Below are 20,498 nucleotides of genomic sequence, written 5' to 3'. Positions count from 1 at the left end.
CGGAGCTGTAGGTTGGGGTCTGGGCCGGTACAGAGTCGTGCCGGTCGCGGTGTCAATCTCGCTACAGTGGAGAGTTGCCTCAAATGAGCTCGACGGGAGTCTCGTCCCTGCCCGGAAAAGATGTCGGCACCGAGGATGGCGCCCGGCGCCGGTCGGCGAACCCGGAGCAGATCCGGGACGACCTGATCGACGCCGCCGCGGCATACGCCCCGGAGATCGGCGACTTGATCCGCCTGTACTACCGGCACATCCCGGCCGAAGAGATTCTCGGTGACGACCCGGTCGACCTCGTCGGCGCCGTCCGTTCGCACCTCCAGCTGGCGAAGGACCGGATGCCCGGCCGCCCCGCGGTGCGGCTGCTGAACCCGACGGGCCCCGAAGACGGCTGGACGCGTGAGGCGACCGTCGTGCAGGTCGTCACGGACGACATGCCGTACCTGGTGGATTCCGTCGCGGCCGAGTTCGCGCGGGACGGGGTGCAGGTGCAGCGCATCGTGCACCCGATCGTCGTGGTGAGCCGGGATCTGACCGGTGAGCTGCTGGAGGTCCACCCGGACGCCGACCCGGCGGAGCCGCCGTCGAATTCGGCGGCCGAGTCGTGGATGTACATCGAGATCGACCTGGTGACGGACCCGAACCGGGCCCGCGAGCTGGACAATCGGCTGTCGTCGGTGCTGGGTGATGTCCGCGAGGTCGTCGAGGACACCGACAAGATGGCGGAACAGGCGCGCCGCCTCGCCGACGAGCTGGACGCGCAGCCGCCCCAGCTGTCGCCGCACGAGGTCGCGGAGGGCGCCCGGCTGCTGCGCTGGCTCGCCGACGGCCACTTCACCTTCCTCGGTTACCGCCGCTACGAGCTGATCGACAACCCGCATCCGGACAGCGACGAGCCCGCCCTGCGCGCGGTGCTCGCCACCGGGCTGGGCGTGTTGCGCCAGGACAGCCTGGCCGCGCGCAGCCTCACCGCCGGTCCGGACACGGCGGCGTCCGCGCTCGCGCCGACGCTGCTGGTGCTGACCCAGGCGAGCGCGCCGTCCACGGTGCACCGCCCGGTCTACCCGTACTACGTCGGCGTGAAAACGTTCGACGACAACGGGACGGTCACCGGCGAACACCGTTTCCTCGGCATGTTCACCACCACCGCCCTGCACGAGAACGTGCTGGACATCCCGGTGGTCTGCAACCGGGTCCGCGAGGTCATCCACCGCGCGGGCTTCCCGATGGAGTCCTTCTCCGGCCAGCGGATGCTCGAGGTGCTGCAGAACTGGCCGCGCGCGGACCTGTTCTCGGCCGACACCGACTCGCTGTACTCGACGACGACGGGCGCGATCACGCTGTCGGATCGCAGACGGCTGCGCCTCTTCCTGCGCCGTGACCCGTACGGCCGTTTCTACTCGTGCCTCGTGTACCTCCCGCGTGACCGCTACACGACCCGTTCGCGGCTCGCGATGCAGGAGGTCCTGCTCGAAGAACTCGAAGGCACGCAACTGGAGTACAGCGCGCGCATCGGCGAGACCGTGCTCGCGCAGGTGCACTTCATCGTGCACACCGATCCGTCGCAGCGGTCCGAACCGGACACCCTGCGCATCCAGGAACGGCTCAACGAAGCCGTTCGCGGCTGGGACGACCGGATGGTCGAGGCGATCCTCGCCGAGCGCCGCGAGCGCGCCGGCGACAGCGGCGTCGCGATCGGCCTGCTGGTCGAGGAGTCCGCGGGCGAACAGGGGCAGCGGTTCGCCGCGGTGTTCCCCGAGGGCTACAAAGAGGACTTCACCGCGCTCGAAGCGCTCGCGGACCTCCGTGCCCTGGAGGCGCTGACCGACGAGGGCGACCTGTCGATGTCGTTCTACCTGCCGGCCGACGCCGAGGCGGGGGAGCGGCGCTTCAAGCTGTACCTGCGCGGTGAGGGCGTCACCCTCTCCCAGGTGCTCCCGGTCCTGCAGCGGATGGGCGTCGAGGTCGTCGACGAACGTCCGTACGAACTGCGCCGCGAGGACGGCGGCCGGTCGTGGATCTACGACTTCGGCCTGCGGATCGACCCGCAGGTCCTCGACCACGCGGACAACGACCTCCGCACCCGCTTCCAGGACGCCTTCCACGCCGCCTGGCGCGGCGACTGCGAGGTCGACGGTTTCAACGGCCTCGTCCTGCGCGCCGGGCTCACCTGGCGTCAGGCGGCCATCCTGCGGGCCTATTCGCGGTACCTGCGCCAGACGAAGATCCCGTTCTCGCAGGAGTACATCGAGAACACCGTCCTCGCGCACACCGACATCGCCACCGCGCTGGTGCGGCTGTTCGAGACCCGCTTCGATCTCTCGCTCGGCGAGGAGGCCCGCGCGTCGCAGGCGGAGCAGCTGACCACCGAGATCGGCAAGCTGGTCGACGAGGTGACCAGCCTCGACGAGGACCGGATCCTGCGACGGCTGATGGCGGTCATCCTCGCCACGCTGCGCACGAACTACCACGTCACCGACGGCGAGGGGAACTCCCGCCGGTACCTGGCGCTCAAGCTCGACCCGAGCGCGGTGCCCGAACTGCCCGAGCCGCGGCCGAAGTACGAGATCTTCGTGTACTCGCCCCGGGTCGAGGGTGTGCACTTGCGCTTCGGTGACGTCGCGCGTGGTGGCCTGCGCTGGTCCGACCGCCGGGAGGACTTCCGCACGGAGATCCTCGGCCTGGTCAAGGCGCAGGCGGTCAAGAACGCGGTCATCGTGCCTGTCGGCGCGAAGGGCGGCTTCGTCGTGAAGCGCCCGCCGACGGCCACCGGTGACCCGGGCCTGGACCGTGACGCCCAGCTGAACGAGGGCATCGCCTGCTACCGGATGTTCATCTCCGGCCTGCTGGACGTGACGGACAACCGCGTCGAGGGCAAGACCGTTCCGGCGCCGGGCGTGGTCCGCCACGACGGTGACGACAGCTACCTCGTGGTCGCGGCCGACAAGGGCACCGCGAAGTTCTCCGACATCGCGAACGAGGTCTCGGCGAACTACGGGTTCTGGCTGGGCGACGCCTTCGCTTCCGGTGGCTCGGTCGGCTACGACCACAAGGCCATGGGCATCACCGCGAAGGGTGCTTGGGAGAGCGTCAAACGCAACTTCCGCGAGCTGGGCAAGGACACCCAGACCGAGGACTTCACCGTCGTCGGCATCGGCGACATGATGGGTGACGTCTTCGGCAACGGCATGCTCCTCTCGGAGCACATCCGGCTCGTGGCCGCCTTCAACCACCTGCACATCTTCCTCGACCCGAACCCGGATTCGGCGACGTCGTTCGCCGAGCGGCGCAGGCTGTTCGACCTGCCGCGCTCGTCCTGGGAGGACTACGACCGCTCGCTGATCAGCGAGGGCGGCGGGATCTTCTCGCGGTCGGCGAAGACGATCCCGATCAGCCCGCAGGTCCGCGAGGCGCTCGGCCTCGGCGAGGACGTCACGAAGCTGGCGCCGAACGACCTCATGCAGGCGATCCTGCTGGCCCCGGTCGAACTGCTGTGGAACGGCGGTATCGGCACCTACGTCAAGGCCGAGAACGAGACCCACGCCGACGCGGGCGACAAGGCCAACGACGCCTTGCGCGTCAACGGGAACCAGCTCCGCGTCAAGGTCGTCGGCGAGGGCGGGAACCTGGGGCTGACCCAGCTCGGCCGGATCGAGTTCGCCCGCACGGGCGGCAAGATCAACACCGACGCGCTCGACAACTCCGCCGGTGTCGACTGCTCCGACCACGAGGTCAACATCAAGATCCTGCTGGATCACCTGATCTCGACCGGATCGCTGGACGCCGAGGAGCGCAACGAACTGCTGGAGCAGATGACCGACGAGGTCGGCGAGCTGGTGCTGGCCGACAACTACCGGCAGAACGCCGTGCTCGGCGTCAGCCGCGCGCACGCCGGTCCGATGGTCTCGGTGCACCAGCGGCTCGTCGCGGCGCTGGTCGCGAAGGGCGCCTTCGACCGCAAGCTCGAAGCGTTGCCGAGTTCGGCGGAGTTCCGCGCGCTGGAGAAGGCGGGTGACGGCCTCACCTCGCCGGAGCTGGCGACGCTGCTCGCGCACGTCAAGCTCGACCTCAAGGACGAGCTGCTGGCGAGCGAGCTGCCGGACTCCGAGGTGTTCTCCCGCCGCCTGCCCGAATACTTCCCGAAGCCGCTTCGGGAACGCTTCGGCGACGCGATCTTCCAGCACCCGCTGAAGCGCGAGATCATCACGACGATGGTGGCCAACGAGGTCGTCGACGGCGCCGGGATCTCGTACGTCTTCCGCCTGATGGAGGAGATGAACGCGACCGCCACCGACGCCGTCCGCGCGTACGCCGTGGTCACCCACGTGTACGACCTGCCCTCGCTGTGGGCCCAGATCGACGCGCTGGACAACGTCGTGCCGACCGAGGTCGCGGACGAGATGATGCTGGAGACCCGCAGGCTGCTCGACCGGGCCGCCCGCTGGTTCCTCACCAACCGGCCGCAGCCGCTGGCCCCGCTCGCCGAGATCAACCGGTTCGGCCGGGTCGTCGGCGAACTGGCCCCGCGGGCGCATGAGCTGCTTCGCGGTGTCGAGTGCGCTTCGGTGGACGCGAACACCGAGCGGCTGATCGAGAAGGGCGTCCCGGCGGAACTGGCGGAGCGGGTCGCGCTCCTGCTGCACACCTTCGGCCTGCTCGACGTCACCGACGTCGCGGAGCTCGCCGAGCAGCAGGCGGGGATCGACGCGGTGCACACCCCGGCGGAGACCGCGGGCCTGTACTACGCGCTCTCCGACCACCTCGGCATCGACAAGATGCTGACGTCGATCAGCGGTCTCGAACGCGGCAACCGCTGGCACGCGCTCGCGCGGCTGGCGTTGCGTGACGACGTGTACGGTTCCTTGCGGACGATCACGCTGGACGCGTTGCGGCACAGCGATTCGGGCACCGACCCGGACGAGAAGATCGCGCACTGGGAGAAGACGAACGCTTCGCGGTTGCAGCGGGCCCGCGTCGCGCTGGACGAGATCAGCCAGTTCGGCAAACTCGACCTGGCGACGCTGTCGGTGGCGGCGAGGCAGATCCGGAGCACGGTGAGGTAGTGGCGTACATTTCCCTGATCCGGCCGCGCTGGTCGGATATGGACGTCTACGGGCACGTCAACCACGCGAATCTGGTGACCCTGCTCGAAGAGGCACGGATCCCCCTGCTGTTCGGGGACGCCGTCCGGGCCGGGCTCACCGAACTGCCCAAGGGCATCGTCGTGGTGAAGCTGGCCGTCCATTACCGTTCGCCGATCGTGGTGTCCGATCAGGACATCCGGGTGGAGATCTCGTTGAAGGACTTGAAGCACGCCAGCTTCACTCTCGGCTACCGGGTGCACGCCGGGCCTGCCGGGTCCGACAAGGTCGCGGTCACCGCGGAGACGGTGCTCGCGCCGTTCGACACCGGGTCGGAGCGGCCCCGGCGGCTGACCGAGGACGAACGCGCCTTCCTGGAGAAGGGGTTCGCGGATGCCTGAGCTCGTCATCCCGGACGCGGGCGACCGCGAAACGCTCGGCGCGTTCGTGGCCAGGGCGGTCCGGCTCGACCAGAACACGCTGGTGCGGCTTCGGCAGCGCGGTGACGGCGTCGTCGAGGCGTGGAGCACGACCCCGTTCGAGGTCCTCGCCACCAGGGCGGTCGCCGGCGACATCACGCCGTCGGACGTCACCGTGTCCGGGAACGAGCTGCTCGCCGCGCTGACCGTGGCCGGCGGTGAGCGGATGGATCCGGGCCCGGCTCGCGACCTGATGTGGCATTCCGAGCTGCCCGCTTCCGGACGCTGGCAGCTGGTGGACGAACTGCCGGCGACGGTGATCTCGGAGCTGGCCGATCGGGGCGTCACACTGGCCCGCGACAACGTCGGCCCGCACGGCAACCCGCCCGCCTCGCTGATGGATCAGACGGTGCTCACCGTCATCGGCGGCGAGCAGGAGATCAAGGTCCAGATGCGGTGCCTGTTCGCGTTGTCGGGGATGGGCTTCGTCGACTCGACGATCGACGGCGACGTCGTCCGCGTCACCGCGACGGATTCGTGGATGCGCATCGACGCCAGGTACGGCGCCGTCCTCAAGCGCCGTCACGCGCTGTTGCCGCTGCTTTTCTGACAGGTTCCTTACGCTTCGCACCGCGGGTGGCTTCCGGCCGCCTGCGGTGTCAGGCTGTCCGCATGACCGACAGTGCCCCTCGCGACGCTGACAAGAACGGGGAGGACCCGACCGCGGACTTCCTCGCCGAGGTCCGGCAGGAGGAGACCCCGTGGCGGACCGAGCGTCCGCCGGGTGAGGAGGCGCCGGAACGCGCCGAACGCCCGGAGAAATGGGGCCGTGCCAAATCCGCCGGGCGGGCCGCGGCGAAGGCGGCGCCCTACGTCCAGGCCGCCGCGCTGGCGACGTGGATCGTCTCGGGCACCTTGGACGACTCAGCCGACTCCGACGACACCGGTTTCGGCGACATGGGCTCCTCCGGCGAAGCCTGAAACCTTCGCGATTCGGCACCTGCTTGCGGTAGTCCGGATCGCGAACCATCGCAAGCAGGTGCCGAATCGCGGGACTGGGCTAGAGCTTCGAGCGCATGTTCTTCATTCGCTCGATCTCGGCGGTCTGGCCGGTGACGACCTCCTGCGCCATCTCCTGCGCCTTGATCTCCACACCCTTCCCGAGCTGGGTTTCGGCCATGGTCAGCGCGCCCTGGTGATGCGCGATCATCAAATCGAGGAACAGCTTTTCGAACGCCACCCCGTTCGCCGCGCGCAGATCCGCCAGCTGGGCCTCGGTCGCCATGCCCGGCATGAGCGCGTGATCGTGCCCCCCGCCGTGGTCGCCGTGGCCCGCGCCCGGCACGGGCTTGCCGCGATCGGCCAGCCAGGTCTTCATCATCGCGATCTCGCCGTCCTGCGCGACCGAGATCCGGCCGGCGATGGCCCGGATCTGCTCGTTCGCCGTCTTGCCCGGCACCAGGTCGGTCATCACCTTCGCCTGCTGATGGTGGGGGATCATCATCGTCATGTACTCGACGTCGGCCTCGTTGGGCTGATCGCGGTTCACCGGGCCGGGAACACCGGTGCCCGCCTGCTCGCCGGGCCTCCCGGGAACGATGACCGGTGCGCTCTGGGCCGGTGGGGCCGGGTTTTCGTCGCCACTGCAGCCCGAGACTACGAAAGCGGCAACGAGCAGCGCCGATGTCAAACTTTTTCTCATCCCGGGAGATCCTCCGTTGGTCGGTATCTGCTGAGCCTAAATAAGGAATAAGGTGCGCGTAAAGCTGGGTGGAAGGAGAGCCATATCGTGCTGCAGCCTGGGCTGAAACGCCGCTTGACCAGGGGCTTCGTGTCGGCGGTCGCAGTCGCCGCCCTCGGGGCCTCCAGCGCGCTCGCCGCGCCGGCCGTCATCGCCGAACCGTCGGCGACCGCGATTCCGGGTGTGGACGAGATCGTCCACAGCCCGAACCTCCGGTCGATCGCGAACGTCCCGCAGCAGGGACCGTTCACCAAGGACTCGACCGGCACCGACATCGCGTTCACCAAGGGCCACGCGATCATCGGGACGTACGACGGCTTCAACGTCTACGACGTCCGCAACCCCTATCGCCCGAAGATCGTCAGCCAGGTCCTCTGCCCCGGCGGGCAGAACGACGTGTCGGTCTCCGGCGACCTGCTCTTCCTCTCCACGGACGCGTCGCGCAGCGACAACTCGTGCAACAGCGTCTCGAAGCCCGCTTCGGACAAGACGGCGTGGGAGGGCATCAAGATCTTCGACATCTCGAACCTCGCGGCGCCGAAGTACGTCGCGGCGGTCGAGACCGACTGCGGTTCGCACACCAACACCCTGGTGCCGGACAAACGCGGCAAGGACGTCTACATCTACGTCTCGTCGTACGCGCCGGCGGCGAACCTGCCCGACTGCCAGCCGCCGCACGACAAGCTGTCGATCATCAAGGTCCCCGTGAAGGACCCGGCGAAGGCTTCGCTGGTCGCGACGCCGGTGATGTTCCCGACCGACGGCGGCAACCCCGGTGGCACCAACCCCGACGGCACCCGCCGGTCGGAGACCACCGGCTGCCACGACCTGACGGCGCTGCCGGAGAAGGACCTGATGGCCGGTGCCTGCATGGGTGACGGTGTCCTGATCGACATCTCCGACCGGCTCAAGCCGCGGGTCATCAACCGCGTGCAGGACAACGTGAACTTCGCGTTCTGGCACAGCGCCACCTTCAACAACGACGCCACCAAGGTCGTCTTCACCGACGAGCTCGGCGGCGGCGGGATGGCCACCTGCCTGGAGAAGTTCGGCCCCACTCGCGGCGCCAACGGCATCTACGAGATCACCGGCCGCGGGGACAACCGCAAGCTGGAGTTCGTCAGCTACTACAAGATCCCGCGTCTGCAGTCCGAGACCGAGAACTGCGTGGCGCACAACGGTTCGCTGATCCCGGTGCCCGGCAAGGACATCATGGTCCAGTCCTGGTACCAGGGCGGCATTTCGGTGTGGGACTTCACCGACGCGAAGCGGCCGAAGGAGATCGCGTACTGGGAGCGGGGCCCGCTCTCGAACGAGAAGCTCGTCGGCGGTGGCACGTGGTCGGCGTACTGGTACAACGGCCACATCTTCTCGTCCGACATCGTGAAGGGACTGGACGTCCTGGACCTCAACGACTGGCGGACCTCCCCGGCGAAGCTGGTCCGGCAGAACGAGTTCAACGCCCAGACGCAGTACAAGCTGCACCCGGGCTTCAACAAGTGACCCACTAGCGTGAGATGAAAGGCCCCTTCATTGCGAAATTTGCAATGAAGGGGCCTTTCATTGCACGGGGGCCGGGCTCAAACGAGCCAGGCGGCCGCATCCGGCGGCAGTTTCCCGTTCACCAGCGGAACGCTCGACAGCAGCACCTCACCGGGCGGCAGCGCGATGGGGCTCGCCGACGTGTTCAGCGCGCACACCAGCCCGCCGCCGCGCCGCCGGAACGCGAAACATCCCGCGGGCGCGCCGTACCACTCGAGATCGTCACCGTTGAAGGCCTTGTGCGACTTGCGGATCTCGATCGCCCGCCGGTACAGCGACAGCGTCGACGCCGGATCCTCCAGTTGCGCTTCCACCGTCACCGACGCCCACGACGCGGGCATCGGCAGCCACGTCCGCGGATTGCGCGAGAACCCGAACGGCGGCAGGTCGCCTTCCCACGGCAGCGGCACCCGTGACGCGTCGCGGCCGAACTCGGGGCCGGAGGTCTTGGCACGCGGGTCCGCGAGCGCCTCCGGCGGGAGGTCGACGTTGCCGAGCCCCAGTTCCTCGCCGTTGTACAGATAGACCACCCCGGGCAGCGCGAGTTCGACGAGTGCCATCGCCCGCGCGCGCCGCACGCCGCGTTCGCCGCCGCCGTAGCGGCTGACCTGCCGCCAGACGTCGTGGTTGCCCAACGTCCAGGTGGCGGGGGCCCCGGCCGACTTCGGCACCGCCAGGGATCGCTCGATGGCCGTCCGCAGCGCGTCGGCGTCGAAATGTGTGAGCACGAGCCGGAAGTCGAACGCCAGATGCAGTTCGTCGGGCCGCAGGTAGCGTGCGAGGCGTTCCTCGTCGGTCACCCAGATCTCGCCGGCGGCCATCGTGCCCGGGTATTCGTCGAGCACCTTGCGGATCATCTGGTGGATCTCGTGGACGCGGTCGTTGTCGAACCTCGGGTCGTAGAACTCGCTCGGCCCGAGCGCGGTCACCCGCGGGTCCATGTCCGGCAGGCCCGGCGGTTTCGCCATGCCGTGCGCGACGTCGACGCGGAAGCCGTCCACCCCGTGGTCCAGCCAGAATCGCAGGGTCCGCTCCAGATCGGCGGCGACCTCGTGGTCGGCCCAGTTCAGGTCCGGCTGCTGCGGTGAGAACAGGTGCAGGTACCACTGGCCGTCCGGAACCCGCGTCCACGCCGGGCCGCCGAACGCGCTGACCCAGTTGTTCGGCGGCAGGTCGCCGCGCGGGCCCAGCCCGTCACGGAAGATGTAGCGATCCCGCTCGGGGCCGCCCGGCGGCGCGGCCATCGCCGATTTGAACCAGGCGTGGGTGTTGCTGGTGTGGTTGGGGACGACGTCGACGGTGACCTTGATGCCGCGTTTGTGCGCCTCGGTCAGCAGGACGTCGAAGTCGCCGAGAGTGCCGAACATCGGGTCGACGTCGCGCGGGTCCGCGATGTCGTAGCCGTGGTCGGCCATGGGGGAGCGGTAGAACGGCGTCAGCCACAACGCGTCGACCCCGAGCAGCTCCAGGTACCCGAGCTTGCCGCGGATGCCTTCGAGGTCACCGACGCCGTCCCCGTCCGAATCGGCGAACGAGCGCACGTAAACCTGGTAGAAGACCGCCTGGTCCCACCAAGCCGCGCCCGTCGCCATCACACGAAGCTGTTCATCATGCTGTTGGCGGCCATTTCGAGATACGCCCACAGCTGCGAGCGGTAGGGCTCCTCGATGTTCTCCTCGTCGACCGCGATCTTGATGCAGCGCAACCAGGCGTCGCGTTCGATCGGGCCGATCTTGAACGGGGCGTGCCGCATCCGCAGCCGAGGGTGACCGCGCTGATCCGAGTAGGTGTGCGGGCCGCCCCAGTACTGCATGAGGAACAGCCGGAAACGCTCCTCGGCCGGGCCGAGGTCCTCCTCGGGGTACAGCGGGCGAAGCACCTCGTCGACGGCGACTTCGGCGTAGAACCGCGCGACGATCCGGGTGAAGACCGGTTCACCGCCGATCGCTTCGTACAAGGTGGTGGGGTCAGGTTCGGTCACGGACACAGCTCCATTCTGCCCTTGTCCTACTGCGGGGCGGGGCCGGTGGACATAAAGCGTCCCAGCGGCGGCTCGAAGCCGGCCTCGTCCAGCGCGGCGAGCAGATGCGCCCGCAGCGCGCGCTGCACGGCCCACTGCTTGCCCGGGCGGACTTTCACCGTCATGCGGACCTTGATGCCTTCGGGCGTGACGGTCTCCACACCGAGCATCTCGGGCGGTTCCAGCACGTTGGGCGCCAGCCCCTCACTCTCCAGCAGCGTCGTCGACTTCTGGGCCATCAGTTCGATGGCCTTCTCGACGTCGGCGGAGTAGCTGAGGGGGACGTCGACGACGGCCACCGCGAAGCCCTGGCTCGAGTTGCCGACTCGCAGCACCTCGCCGTTACGGACGTACCAGACGGTGCCGTTGATGTCACGCAGGGTGGTGATCCGGAGGCCGACGGCCTCGACGGTGCCGGACGCCTCACCGACGTCGACGACGTCACCGACGCCGTATTGGTCCTCGATCATCATGAAGATGCCGGAGAGGAAGTCCTTGACGAGATTCTGCGCGCCGAAACCGAGTGCGACGCCGACGATGCCGGCGGAGGCGATGATCGGCGCCAGGTCGATGCCCAGTTCGCCGAGTACGAGGATGAACGCCAGGCCGTAGATCAGGAACGTGGCCATCGACTTGAGCACCGAGCCGATCGTGGCGGCGCGCTGACGACGTCGCTCCACCACCGCCGATCCGAGCACCTCGGGAGCCTTCTCCCGAAGCGGTCTCAACAGGGCGGGGAGCTTCTTGGAGCCGCTCGGCATCCGCGTCACTCGGTTGATCAGACGTCGCACCAGGTACCGCAGCAGGAACGCCACGGCGACGATCATCAGGATCTTGATCGGCTTCGTCAGCAGCCAGCCTGCCGACGCGGACAGCCATTCGTTTTTTGTGACCTGGAACACCTGGTAGCAGAAGGTTTCGACGTCTCGCGTGCAAGCCGGGGGTTCGGTGGGCAGCAGGTTCACTGAGAAGAAATGTCCTTTCGTACTCGGCGGGGTTCGTTCGCGCTGCTCCGCGCGGCGGGCGTCCCGGCGGGCGCGGAACACCCCGATTCGGGTGGCCGCCGGGTCGCGGGCATGTGACACGTCCACTAACACACGTGCGTTTTGGGGCTGATCTGTGGTCGACTATGCCTGCACCGGTGGAGGTGGTCGAGTGCCAGACCGACAACCCATCCCCCTCGGCGTCCCGAGCCAAGCCTTGGCCGGACAGGCGCCGGAGGTCGTGTTGCGCGCTCATCCGGGAGGTGCCCCCTCGCACGGGGCGCCACCGGGCGGGCCGGGAACGCGGCCAGGGGGTGTAGCCCGCCCGCCCGGACAGCGTAGAGGGCGGGACCCGTCGACTACGGCGGTACCCACTACGACATCAGCGTCGTCTTGGGGCCGCAGACGGGTATTGCTGTTGAACGCCACGTTCGAGCCGCTCACGGCGCTGCCGTTGCGGCGCGCGGTGGTCCTCGTGATGTGCGGCAAGGCCGAGGTGGTGCACGGAGACCCCGGAGGGCTCGAACTGCACGCCGCCACGGTCTCGCTGCCCGTGCCTTCGGTGATCCGGCTGAGCACCTACGTGCGCGTGCCCTACCGCGCACAGGTGCCGCTGACCCGGGCCGGGCTGATGCACCGCGACCGATACCGCTGCGCCTACTGCGGAGGGCGGGCCGAGACGATCGACCACGTCGTCCCGCGCAGCCGCGGTGGCCCCCACAGCTGGACGAACTGCGTGGCCTGCTGCGCCAAGTGCAACCACCGGAAGGCGGACAAGCTGCTTTCCGAGATCGGCTGGCGGCTGCGCGTCGTGCCGAGGGCCCCGCACGGGCCGCACTGGCGGCTGCTCGCGCATTCGAAGGAGGCCGACCCGTTGTGGCGGCCGTACCTGGGAACCGCGGCCTGATCCGGCTGTGAACACGTCGGCGCCCCGGCTGCCTTTCGGCGGCCGGGGCGAGCCGATGATGCCGTGATGAACCTCGTTACGGAGTACGCCGTTCCCCACTGACCGGTCGTGCCCGAATTCAGGCGGCGAGGGAGAAGTCGCTCTGGCAGGTGACGCGGGTGCCTCGGGTGACGCGGGTCCCCCGCGTGACGCGCGTGCCGCAGGTGACGCGAGTGCCGGCGGTCACGCGGGTACCGCGAGTGACGCGCGTGCCACGGGTGACGCGGGTTCCGGCGGTGACACGGGTGCCTCGGGTGACGCGGGTTCCGCGAGTGACGCGGGTTCCGGCGGTGACCCGCGTACCGCGCGTGACACGAGTACCGCGAGTAACCCGTGTGCCCGCCGTCACACGTGTGCCGGGGACGAATCCAATTTCGAAGAGTGACGAAATGTCGTCGATGATCGCCTGGCCGGGTGTCTGGGTGCTCTGCATGACATATCCTCCTGCGACCGGTGCGTTACCTGCTGGGGTGGGAGAGCTGGGCGCAAGGCCCGTACAGGTGAAAAAGCTACGAGGATTTCAAGGCTCCGACAAGATGACAGCGCCGGGTGCGGCCGCCCGTACGTTGAGTTGCAACCTTTCGGCCTTGAGGGCTTCGCCCCAACGTGGGAGCGCTTTCGTGGCAAGCGGCGGACGGCCCCCGCCGGACGGTGAGCGGTAGGTGCCGGGGCGCACACCCGTGCGAGCGGGTGCGGCCGCGAGCCATCGGATACGCTCACGCGCGTGAACCTTGTCGAGACGATCCTGGTCTTCGCGGTGATCCCCTTGGCCATCTACGCGCTTTGCGGGGTGGCCACGCTGCGGTCGAAGGGCGCGGGCGTCGCCCGGTACCGGCCGGGGCAGCCGTGGGAACACCCGGCCATGTGGTGGAGCGCCAACCCCGACGGGGTCGGCGCCAGGCATTCGCACGCGGGCGGCGCGACCGCCGTCGGTGCGGCGGACGGAGCTTCGGTGACGGGAGGCGCTCGTGGCAACTGGTGAACTGACCCATTCGTCCACCGCTGTTGACGAAGAGCCCGGTTACGGCGCCGCCGTTACTTCCAGCGGCCGGATTTCCGCCGCCAAGATGTACGAACCGGCTGGGCCGATCAGCCCATTCACCACCCAGCAGCTCGCCCGGCTGGACGAGGCGCTGACGCTGGCCAGCCGCGAGACCGGCCTGGACTTCAGTGTGTACCTCGGCGACCTCGGCGAAGACACGCGCGTCACCGCCGAAGGCCTGCTGGCCTCGACCGACAACCCGGCCGACGCCGTGGTCGTCGCCGTGTCGCCCGGACAGCGTGCCATCGAGATCGTGACGGGCTCGCAGGCCCGGTTCCGCCTGCCCGACCGCGGCGCGAAGCTCGCCGTGGCCAGCATGGTGGCCTCCTTCAAGGAAGGCGACCTCATCGGCGGCCTCGTGAACGCACTTCGCATGCTGAGCGACCAGGCGGGCGCTCCGCAGCACTAAGCACCTTCACGCTCTTTCAAGTGCAATGAAGGGGCCTTTCATAGCAAAATTTGCTATGAAAGGCCCCTTCATTGCGTTACGGGACTAGACCCCGGCCTGCGAGTCGAACTCACGGGCGGCCAGCGCCCGCACGATCCCGGCCCGGCCTTCCGACACCAGACGGCGCAGTGCCGCCGGGTGCTCCCCGGTCAGCCACTCGTCCGACGCCTTGACGGCAGCCGGTTCGACGGCCCACGACGGGTACAGCCCGACGACGGTCGGCTGCGCCCGCTCGCTGGAGCGCCGCTGCCACACCTCGCCGATGACGTCGAAGTAGCGCGTCACGTAGTCGCCGAGCAGGTGCTTCTGGCCCGGGTGGGAGAAGCCGGTGATGAGCGAGTCGCTGACCGCGTTGGGCAGCTCGTCGTCGTACACCGCCCGCTGCCACGCGTCTGCCTTGGCCTCGGCGGTCGGCCGCAGCGCCCGCGAACGCTCCGCCTGACGCCGTCCGGCGGCGGTGTCGTCCTTCGCGAGCTCCGTGTCGATCTCGGGGTTCTCCGCCTTGCCGTGCGCGACGAGCGCGTGCAGCAGCCGCCAGCGCAGGTCGGTGTCGACGGTCAGGCCGTCGAGGGGCGCCGTGCCGTCGAGCCAGCCCGCGATGATCGCCAGCGTCTTGTCGTCGAGCACGCATCCGGCGAGCGAGTTGACGAACGCGAGCTGGTGGTCCGAACCGGCTTCGGCGCCCTGCGCCAGCTCCAGCAGCCGCGAGCTGAACTCCGGCCAGCCCCTGTCCGCCGCCCACGCCGGGCTCGCGTACGAGTTCAGCGCCGTCTGCGCCTGCAGCAGCAGCCGCTGCACCACGCCGACCTCGGTCTCGGTGTGCACGCCGCGCTGCACCAGCGTGACGAAGTCGCGGGCCTTGAGCTCGGCCTCGCGCGTCATCTCCCACGCCGCCGACCAGCACAGCGTGCGGGGCAGCGGTTCGGTGATGTCGGCGATGCGGTCGATCAGCGTGGTCAGCGACGCCGGGTCGAGCCGCATCGTGCAGTAGGTCAGGTCGTCGTCGTTGACCAGCACGAGCTTGCCCGCCGGGAGGCCGACCAGGTCCGGCACCTCGGTGCGTTCGCCGTCGATGTCGAGTTCGACGCGGTGCTTGCGGACGATCTTGCCGTGCTCGTCCTCGTCGTAGACCCCGACCGCGACGCGGTGCGCGCGCAGTTCACCGGCACCCGGCTTGGCGCCGGTCTGGGTGACGGCGAAAGCGGTGTACTTCCCGTCGGCGCCGACCTCGTAGCGCGGGCTCAGCGAGTTGAGGCCGGTGGTCTCCAGCCACTGCGCGCTCCACCACGACAGGTCGCGGCCCGAGGCCTCTTCCAGCGCGCCCAGCAGATCCGCCAGGGTCGCGTTGCCCCAGGCGTGCTTGCCGAAGTAGACCTTGAGGCCTTCGAGGAAGTGGTCGAGACCGACGTAGGCGACGAGCTGCTTCAGGACGCTCGCGCCCTTGGCGTAGGTGATCCCGTCGAAGTTCACCTCGACCGCGTGCAGGTCGACGATGTCCGCGGCGATCGGATGCGTCGAGGGCAGCTGGTCCTGCCGGTACGCCCACGACTTCTCGATGTTCGCGAAGCTGGTCCACGCGTTCTTGTATTCGGTGGCCTCGGCCTGGGCGAGCACGCTCGCGAAGGTCGCGAACGACTCGTTCAGCCACAGGTCGTCCCACCAGCGCATGGTGACCAGGTCGCCGAACCACATGTGCGCCATCTCGTGCAGCAGCGTCTCGGCGCGGCGCTCGTAGTAGTAGCGCGTGACGCGGCTCCGGAAGACGTAGTCCTCCAGGAAGGTGACCGCGCCGGCGTTCTCCATCGCGCCCGCGTTGAACTCCGGCACGAACAGCTGGTCGTACTTGGAGAACGGGTACGGGGTGGCGAATTTCTCGTGGTAGAAGGCGAAACCCTGTTTGGTCTCGGTGAACAGCCGGTCCGCGTCCATATGCTCGGCGAGCGAGGCGCGGCAGTAGATGCCCAGCGGGATCGTGCGGTGGGCGTCGGAGAACTCGTCGCGCCACTCGCTGTACGGGCCGGCGATCAACGCGACCAGGTAGGTCGAGATCCGCTCGGACACCTTGAACACGGTGCGGACGGCCCCTTCCGGGGTCTCCTCGGCCGACTCGATCAGCGCGTTCGAAATGACCTTCCAGTCCTTCGGCGCGATGACGGTGAGCCGGTAGACCGACTTGAGGTCGGGCTGGTCGAAGCAGGCGAACATCCGCTTCGCGTCCGCGGTCTCGAACTGCGTGTAGAGGTAGACACCGTCGTCGACCGGGTCGACGAAGCGGTGCAGGCCCTCGCCGGTGTTCATGTACCGGCAGACCGCGTCAACGACGAGTTCGTTCGACTCGGCGAGCGCGGGCAGCTCGACGCCCTTGTCCTCGACGTACCCGCTGACGTCGAGTTCCGTCCCGTTGAGGACGGCCGACTCGATCCCCTCCGCGACGATGTCGACCCACGACGCTTCGCCGCTTCTGGCGCTCGCGAACTTGATCGTCGTCTTCGACGTGAAGGTCTTCTCACCGGGACCGCCGCGGCCGTCGGTCAGATCCAGCTCGATGTCGTAGGACTCGACGTCGAGCAGCTCCGCGCGCAGCTTGGCTTGGTCTCGGGTCAGGTTGGGGGCGGGCACTGGCACCTCTGGTCATCGGTATCGGTTTTGGTTTCCAACTACTGGCATCCAATCATGTCCAGGCCGGTGCTGACGACGGGAACAACGCCGATGGCCGCGATGTTGGCTCGCTGTGTAGCACTCTGTGCGTACCGGCCCACCCAAGACGATGGCACTGGGAGAACCTGATGACCGCCCCGTCCGAGACGACCAAGGTCGACTTCTACTTCGATCCGATCTGCCCGTTCGCCTGGATCAGCTCGCGCTGGATCCTCGAGGTGGAGAAGCACCGCGACCTCGACCTGAGGTTCCGGATCATGAGCCTGTCCGAGCTGAACAGCGGCCGCGAGGGCCTGCCTGAGCAGTACAAGGAGCTGTTGGACCGCGGCTGGGGTCCCGTCCGCGTCGCCACCGCGCTGGCGCAGAAGAACGGCGAAGAGGCCCTGCGCGACTTCTACACGGAGTTCGGTACGCGCCATCACAACCAGGGCGACAAGGACATCCCGAAGGTCATCAAGGAGACCCTTGAGGCCATCGGCGCCCCGGCCGAGCTGGCCGAGGCCGCGGAGTCGACCGAGTACGACGAAGCGCTGAAAAAGAGTCACTACGAAGGTATGAATCCGGTCGGAATGGATGTCGGTACCCCGACCATCCACATCGACGGCGTCGCCTTCTTCGGCCCGGTGCTCAGCTCGATCCCGCGTGGCGAGGACGCCGTCAAGGTGTTCGACGGCGCCCGCGCGCTGGCGAGCTACCCGGACTTCTTCGAGCTGAAGCGCACCCGGTCCGGTGAGCTGAACTTCGACTAAGGCGTCGCCAGTGCGGCCCTGGTGACATCGTCGGGGTAGGAGGACCTCGCGACGGCTTCGTCCGTCGTGAGGTCTCCCGCCGCGATTCCGGTCTTGAACGCGACGAGCTCGCGCAGCCCGTGGCGGTGCTTTTCGATGAACGCGGTGTCGACGGGGTCCCCATGCCCGGCCACGATGATCTTCGGCTCCAGCGCGAGGATCTCGTCCATCACGCCAGGCCATTCGGCCAGGAAACTGCCGTCGTTGAACGAGAACGCGCTGAAGCCTGCTTCGGCGTTCTCGACGGCGTCGCCCGCGTAGATGACGCCCGCGTCGGGCACTTCCACGAACAGGTCGTGATCGGTGTGCGCCCGGCCGAGAAAGCGCAGCACGACGGTGCGGCCGCCGAGGTCGATCTCCGCGATGTCGGTGACCGGCTTGGTGGGCAGGGTGATCTCGGTGCGCTCCAGCGCCTCCGCCATCTCGGGCCGGTTTTCGCCGAGGTAGTGCTGGATCCACTTGCGCCGCGCGCCCTCGCCGTAGGTGGTCAGCTCGGCCACGCACCCGTCGTGTGCCCAGACGTCGCACGGCAGGAACGCCGTGGTGCCGAAGGCGTGGTCGAAATGCGCGTGGGTGTAGACGACCGACCACGGCAGCGGCGTGATCTCCCGGACCGCCGCGGCCAGTTCGGCGCCTTGATCGACGTCACCGCGGACGTCGACGACCAGGCAGCGCTCACCGCCCACGACGAGGCCGACGGTCAGGTCCAGCTCTTCGTAACGGCGGGCGTACACGCCGTCCGCGAGTTCGAGCCAAGTCACGAATCCTCCAGAATTCCGTTGCGCAGCAAAGGAACCCTGCTGCTCGTATCGAGCTTCGCGGCGAGTGTCACGTCGTTCGCGTGTCCGGCCGCGGCGAGCTCACGTCCTGAAGAACACTCTTGTCAGTGCTTCGGCGATGTCGATCGATTTCGCCGCGATGGCCGCGAGGCGGGCTTCGGCGGACAGACGACCGTAACCGTCCAGCGCCGCGACGATCGCGCCCGCGCCGAGCTGATCCTCGACGCACGGCCTCAGCGGCCCGAACGTCGTGGCTTCGGTGTGGATGCCGATGCCCCAGCGTTCCCCGGCCGGGATGACGCCGATCGGCGCGCCGGTCCGCCAGTTCCGCCGCGCGGGCGGCGACGGCGGCCGCGTTGCGCAGGCATCCCGCCAGGACGACGGCACCGGTCGTGGCGGCGGCGTCGCAGAGCGTGGCACCGTTGGGGGAGGGGAGCGCGAGGAGGGTGCCGGAAGGGATTTCCGTCACAGACGAAGGTCGCAAGGTCCACTGTTTTTCACCCGCGAGGATGGCTCCTCGCGCTTTCGCGGCCTCCGCACCGCGCTGATCGCGCCAGCGGACGGGCAGCACACGGCCGTCGTTGCCGAGGACGAGATCCGTTGTGGTGCAGAAGGAAAGTACGTCGACGATGACGAGAACGGCGCAGTCCGCGCCCAGTGCGCCGACTCCCTCGGTTCCCCACTCGAGTCTGATGTCCACCCCCACAGCATGCTCGCCCGGGAACGTGATGGCAGACTCCGCGCTGTGCGTGTTTACCTTGGCTCCGACCATGCCGGTTTCGAACTGAAGAACCACCTCGTGGCCCACCTCAAGGAGCAGGGCCACGACGTCGAGGACGTCGGTCCCTTCGTCTACGACGCGGCCGACGACTACCCCGCGTTCTGCATCGAGGCGGCCCGCCGCGTCGTCGCGGACGAGGGCAGCCTCGGCATCGTCGTCGGCGGCTCCGGCAACGGCGAGCAGATCGCGGCCAACAAGGTGAAGGGCGCCCGCGCCGGCCTCGCGTGGAGCGTCGAGACCGCGAAGCTCACCCGCGAGCACAACCACGCCCAGCTGATCGGCGTCGGCGCGCGGATGCACACCACCGAAGAGGCCACGGAGATCGTCGAGGCGTTCCTCGCGACCCCGCCGAGCCCGGACGAGCGCCACGGCCGCCGCGTCCAGCAGATCCTGGACTACGAGAACACCGGCTGGCCGCCGCCGCTGCCCGAGCACTGACATGCCCGAGGGGCACACGCTCCATCGCCTGGCACGTCTGCACAAACGCCGTTTCGCCGGTCACCCGGTCGAGGTGAGCAGCCCGCAAGGACGATTCGCCGGTGAAGCGTCCCGTTTGGACGGCCGGTTGCTGGTCAAGGCCGAGGCGTACGGGAAGCACCTGTTCCACGACTACGGTCCACACGGGACGGTGCACGTCCACCTCGGCCTCTACGGCACGTTCTCCGACGTGCCGCTGCCCGCTCTGGAGCCGGTGGGGCAGGTGAGGATGCGGCTGGTCGGCCCGACGCATTCCGCCGACCTGCGCGGCCCGACCCGGTGTGAACTCCTTGACAGGCCCCAAGTGGACGCGATCAAGGCACGGCTCGGCCCGGATCCGCTGCGCCGCGATGCGAAGCCGGACAAGGCGTGGGAGCGGATTTCGCGGTCGAAGACGTCGATCGCGGCACTGTTGATGGACCAGTCGGTGCTGGCGGGCGTCGGCAACGTGTATCGCGCCGAGGTGCTGTTCCGGCACGGTGTCGCCCCGCTCGTTCCCGGCCGCGCGCTCGACCGCGGGCTGTGGGAGGACATGTGGGCGGATCTCGTGACGCTCATGCGGCACGGTGTCCGGGTGGGACGGATCGACACGGTCGCGCCGGAGCATCTGCCCGAGGCGACCGGCCGCGCGCCGCGGCAGGACCGGCACGGGGGCGAGGTCTACGTCTACCGCCGAGAGGGGATGCCTTGCCTCGTGTGCGGGACGGCGGTGCTGCGGAGCGATCTGGCGGCGCGGAACCTCTTCTGGTGCCCTACCTGCCAGCCCGCCTGACGGCCTCTCCCGATGCAATGAAGGGGC

The 20,498-nt window shown here is 68.6% G+C and carries 17 protein-coding genes and 1 pseudogene; 11 read left to right on the top strand and 7 right to left on the bottom strand.

Going from position 1 to position 20,498, the window contains the following annotated elements:
• Positions 1-83 precede the first annotated feature (83 nt).
• The 4 genes from DL991_RS20825 (at position 84) to DL991_RS20810 (ending at position 6,475) form a co-directional block, all read left to right on the top strand.
• Positions 84-5,057 carry an NAD-glutamate dehydrogenase gene (locus tag DL991_RS20825; protein WP_125786001.1) on the top strand — a complete coding sequence of 1,658 codons (4,974 nt, stop codon included), beginning with the start codon at positions 84-86 and terminating at the stop codon, positions 5,055-5,057.
• Positions 5,057-5,476 carry a thioesterase family protein gene (locus DL991_RS20820; protein ID WP_125786000.1) on the top strand — a complete coding sequence of 140 codons (420 nt, stop codon included), beginning with the start codon at positions 5,057-5,059 and terminating at the stop codon, positions 5,474-5,476. The genes DL991_RS20825 and DL991_RS20820 overlap by 1 nt, the downstream gene beginning before the upstream one ends.
• Positions 5,469-6,104: a hypothetical protein gene (locus tag DL991_RS20815; RefSeq protein ID WP_125785999.1), complete on the top strand. Its 636-nt coding sequence runs from the start codon at positions 5,469-5,471 to the stop codon at positions 6,102-6,104. The genes DL991_RS20820 and DL991_RS20815 overlap by 8 nt, the downstream gene beginning before the upstream one ends.
• A 62-nt stretch (positions 6,105-6,166) precedes the next feature.
• Positions 6,167-6,475 (top strand): hypothetical protein, encoded by a 309-nt coding sequence (locus tag DL991_RS20810; RefSeq protein WP_125785998.1) that lies wholly within the window; start codon positions 6,167-6,169, stop codon positions 6,473-6,475.
• Between the two features lie 79 nt (positions 6,476-6,554).
• Here DL991_RS20810 and DL991_RS20805 read toward each other — a convergent pair whose 3' ends face one another.
• Positions 6,555-7,196, bottom strand: coding sequence for a DUF305 domain-containing protein (locus tag DL991_RS20805; protein ID WP_125785997.1), 642 nt, complete (start codon positions 7,194-7,196; stop codon positions 6,555-6,557).
• An 87-nt stretch (positions 7,197-7,283) separates the two neighbouring features.
• On the opposite strand from DL991_RS20805, the gene DL991_RS20800 reads away from it, so the two are divergent.
• Entirely contained in the window at positions 7,284-8,738 is a 1,455-nt protein-coding gene (locus tag DL991_RS20800; RefSeq protein WP_125785996.1) for an LVIVD repeat-containing protein, read from the top strand.
• 77 nt (positions 8,739-8,815) lie between these two features.
• On the opposite strand, the gene DL991_RS20795 is transcribed toward DL991_RS20800, so the two are convergent.
• The 3 genes from DL991_RS20795 to DL991_RS20785 are packed head-to-tail and all read right to left on the bottom strand — an operon-like array spanning position 8,816 to position 11,762.
• Positions 8,816-10,369, bottom strand: coding sequence for a glycoside hydrolase family 13 protein (locus tag DL991_RS20795; protein WP_125785995.1), 1,554 nt, complete (start codon positions 10,367-10,369; stop codon positions 8,816-8,818).
• Entirely contained in the window at positions 10,369-10,764 is a 396-nt protein-coding gene (locus DL991_RS20790) for a globin (RefSeq protein WP_125676391.1), read from the bottom strand. Before DL991_RS20790 ends, DL991_RS20795 begins: the two co-directional genes overlap by 1 nt.
• A 20-nt stretch (positions 10,765-10,784) precedes the next feature.
• Positions 10,785-11,762, bottom strand: a complete 978-nt coding sequence (locus tag DL991_RS20785; RefSeq protein WP_125785994.1) for a mechanosensitive ion channel family protein — start codon at positions 11,760-11,762, stop codon at positions 10,785-10,787.
• A gap of 430 nt (positions 11,763-12,192) precedes the next feature.
• On the opposite strand from DL991_RS20785, the gene DL991_RS20780 reads away from it, so the two are divergent.
• The 3 genes from DL991_RS20780 to DL991_RS20765 all read left to right on the top strand — a co-directional run bounded on the left by DL991_RS20780 (position 12,193) and on the right by DL991_RS20765 (position 14,177).
• On the top strand, positions 12,193-12,687 hold the full coding sequence (locus tag DL991_RS20780) for an HNH endonuclease (protein ID WP_037319481.1): 495 nt from the start codon (positions 12,193-12,195) through the stop codon (positions 12,685-12,687).
• 763 nt (positions 12,688-13,450) lie between these two features.
• Positions 13,451-13,708, top strand: coding sequence for a hypothetical protein (locus tag DL991_RS20770; RefSeq protein WP_125785993.1), 258 nt, complete (start codon positions 13,451-13,453; stop codon positions 13,706-13,708).
• Positions 13,695-14,177 carry a DUF5130 family protein gene (locus DL991_RS20765; RefSeq protein ID WP_125785992.1) on the top strand — a complete coding sequence of 161 codons (483 nt, stop codon included), beginning with the start codon at positions 13,695-13,697 and terminating at the stop codon, positions 14,175-14,177. The genes DL991_RS20770 and DL991_RS20765 overlap by 14 nt, the downstream gene beginning before the upstream one ends.
• A gap of 84 nt (positions 14,178-14,261) precedes the next feature.
• Here DL991_RS20765 and pepN read toward each other — a convergent pair whose 3' ends face one another.
• On the bottom strand, positions 14,262-16,835 hold the full coding sequence (gene pepN, locus DL991_RS20760; RefSeq protein WP_125785991.1) for an aminopeptidase N: 2,574 nt from the start codon (positions 16,833-16,835) through the stop codon (positions 14,262-14,264).
• Positions 16,836-17,002: 167 nt separating this feature from the next.
• On the opposite strand from pepN, the gene DL991_RS20755 reads away from it, so the two are divergent.
• Positions 17,003-17,623 (top strand): disulfide bond formation protein DsbA, encoded by a 621-nt coding sequence (locus DL991_RS20755; protein WP_125785990.1) that lies wholly within the window; start codon positions 17,003-17,005, stop codon positions 17,621-17,623.
• Here the strand turns inward: DL991_RS20755 and DL991_RS20750 are convergent.
• Both DL991_RS20750 and DL991_RS20745 read right to left on the bottom strand, forming a co-directional pair.
• Positions 17,620-18,423, bottom strand: coding sequence for an MBL fold metallo-hydrolase (locus tag DL991_RS20750; protein ID WP_125785989.1), 804 nt, complete (start codon positions 18,421-18,423; stop codon positions 17,620-17,622). The two genes, DL991_RS20755 and DL991_RS20750, sit on opposite strands and share 4 nt — an antisense overlap.
• A pseudogene (locus DL991_RS20745) lies at positions 18,420-19,147 on the bottom strand (2-phosphosulfolactate phosphatase). The gene DL991_RS20750 and the pseudogene DL991_RS20745 overlap by 4 nt, the downstream one beginning before the upstream one ends.
• A 39-nt stretch (positions 19,148-19,186) precedes the next feature.
• Between DL991_RS20745 and DL991_RS20740 the strand changes: the two are divergent.
• Together DL991_RS20740 and DL991_RS20735 are read left to right on the top strand one after the other, a co-directional pair.
• Positions 19,187-19,660, top strand: coding sequence for a ribose-5-phosphate isomerase (locus DL991_RS20740; RefSeq protein WP_007034718.1), 474 nt, complete (start codon positions 19,187-19,189; stop codon positions 19,658-19,660).
• Position 19,661: 1 nt separating this feature from the next.
• Complete coding sequence (locus DL991_RS20735; protein WP_125785988.1) at positions 19,662-20,471, top strand: Fpg/Nei family DNA glycosylase; 810 nt, start codon at positions 19,662-19,664, stop codon at positions 20,469-20,471.
• Positions 20,472-20,498 lie beyond the last annotated feature (27 nt).

It is taken from the genome of Amycolatopsis sp. WAC 01375 (assembly GCF_003947325.1).
GTDB lineage: Bacteria > Actinomycetota > Actinomycetes > Mycobacteriales > Pseudonocardiaceae > Amycolatopsis.
The sequence above is the reverse complement of the archived record's forward strand: the minus strand, read 5'-3'. Positions and strand labels throughout refer to the sequence as shown.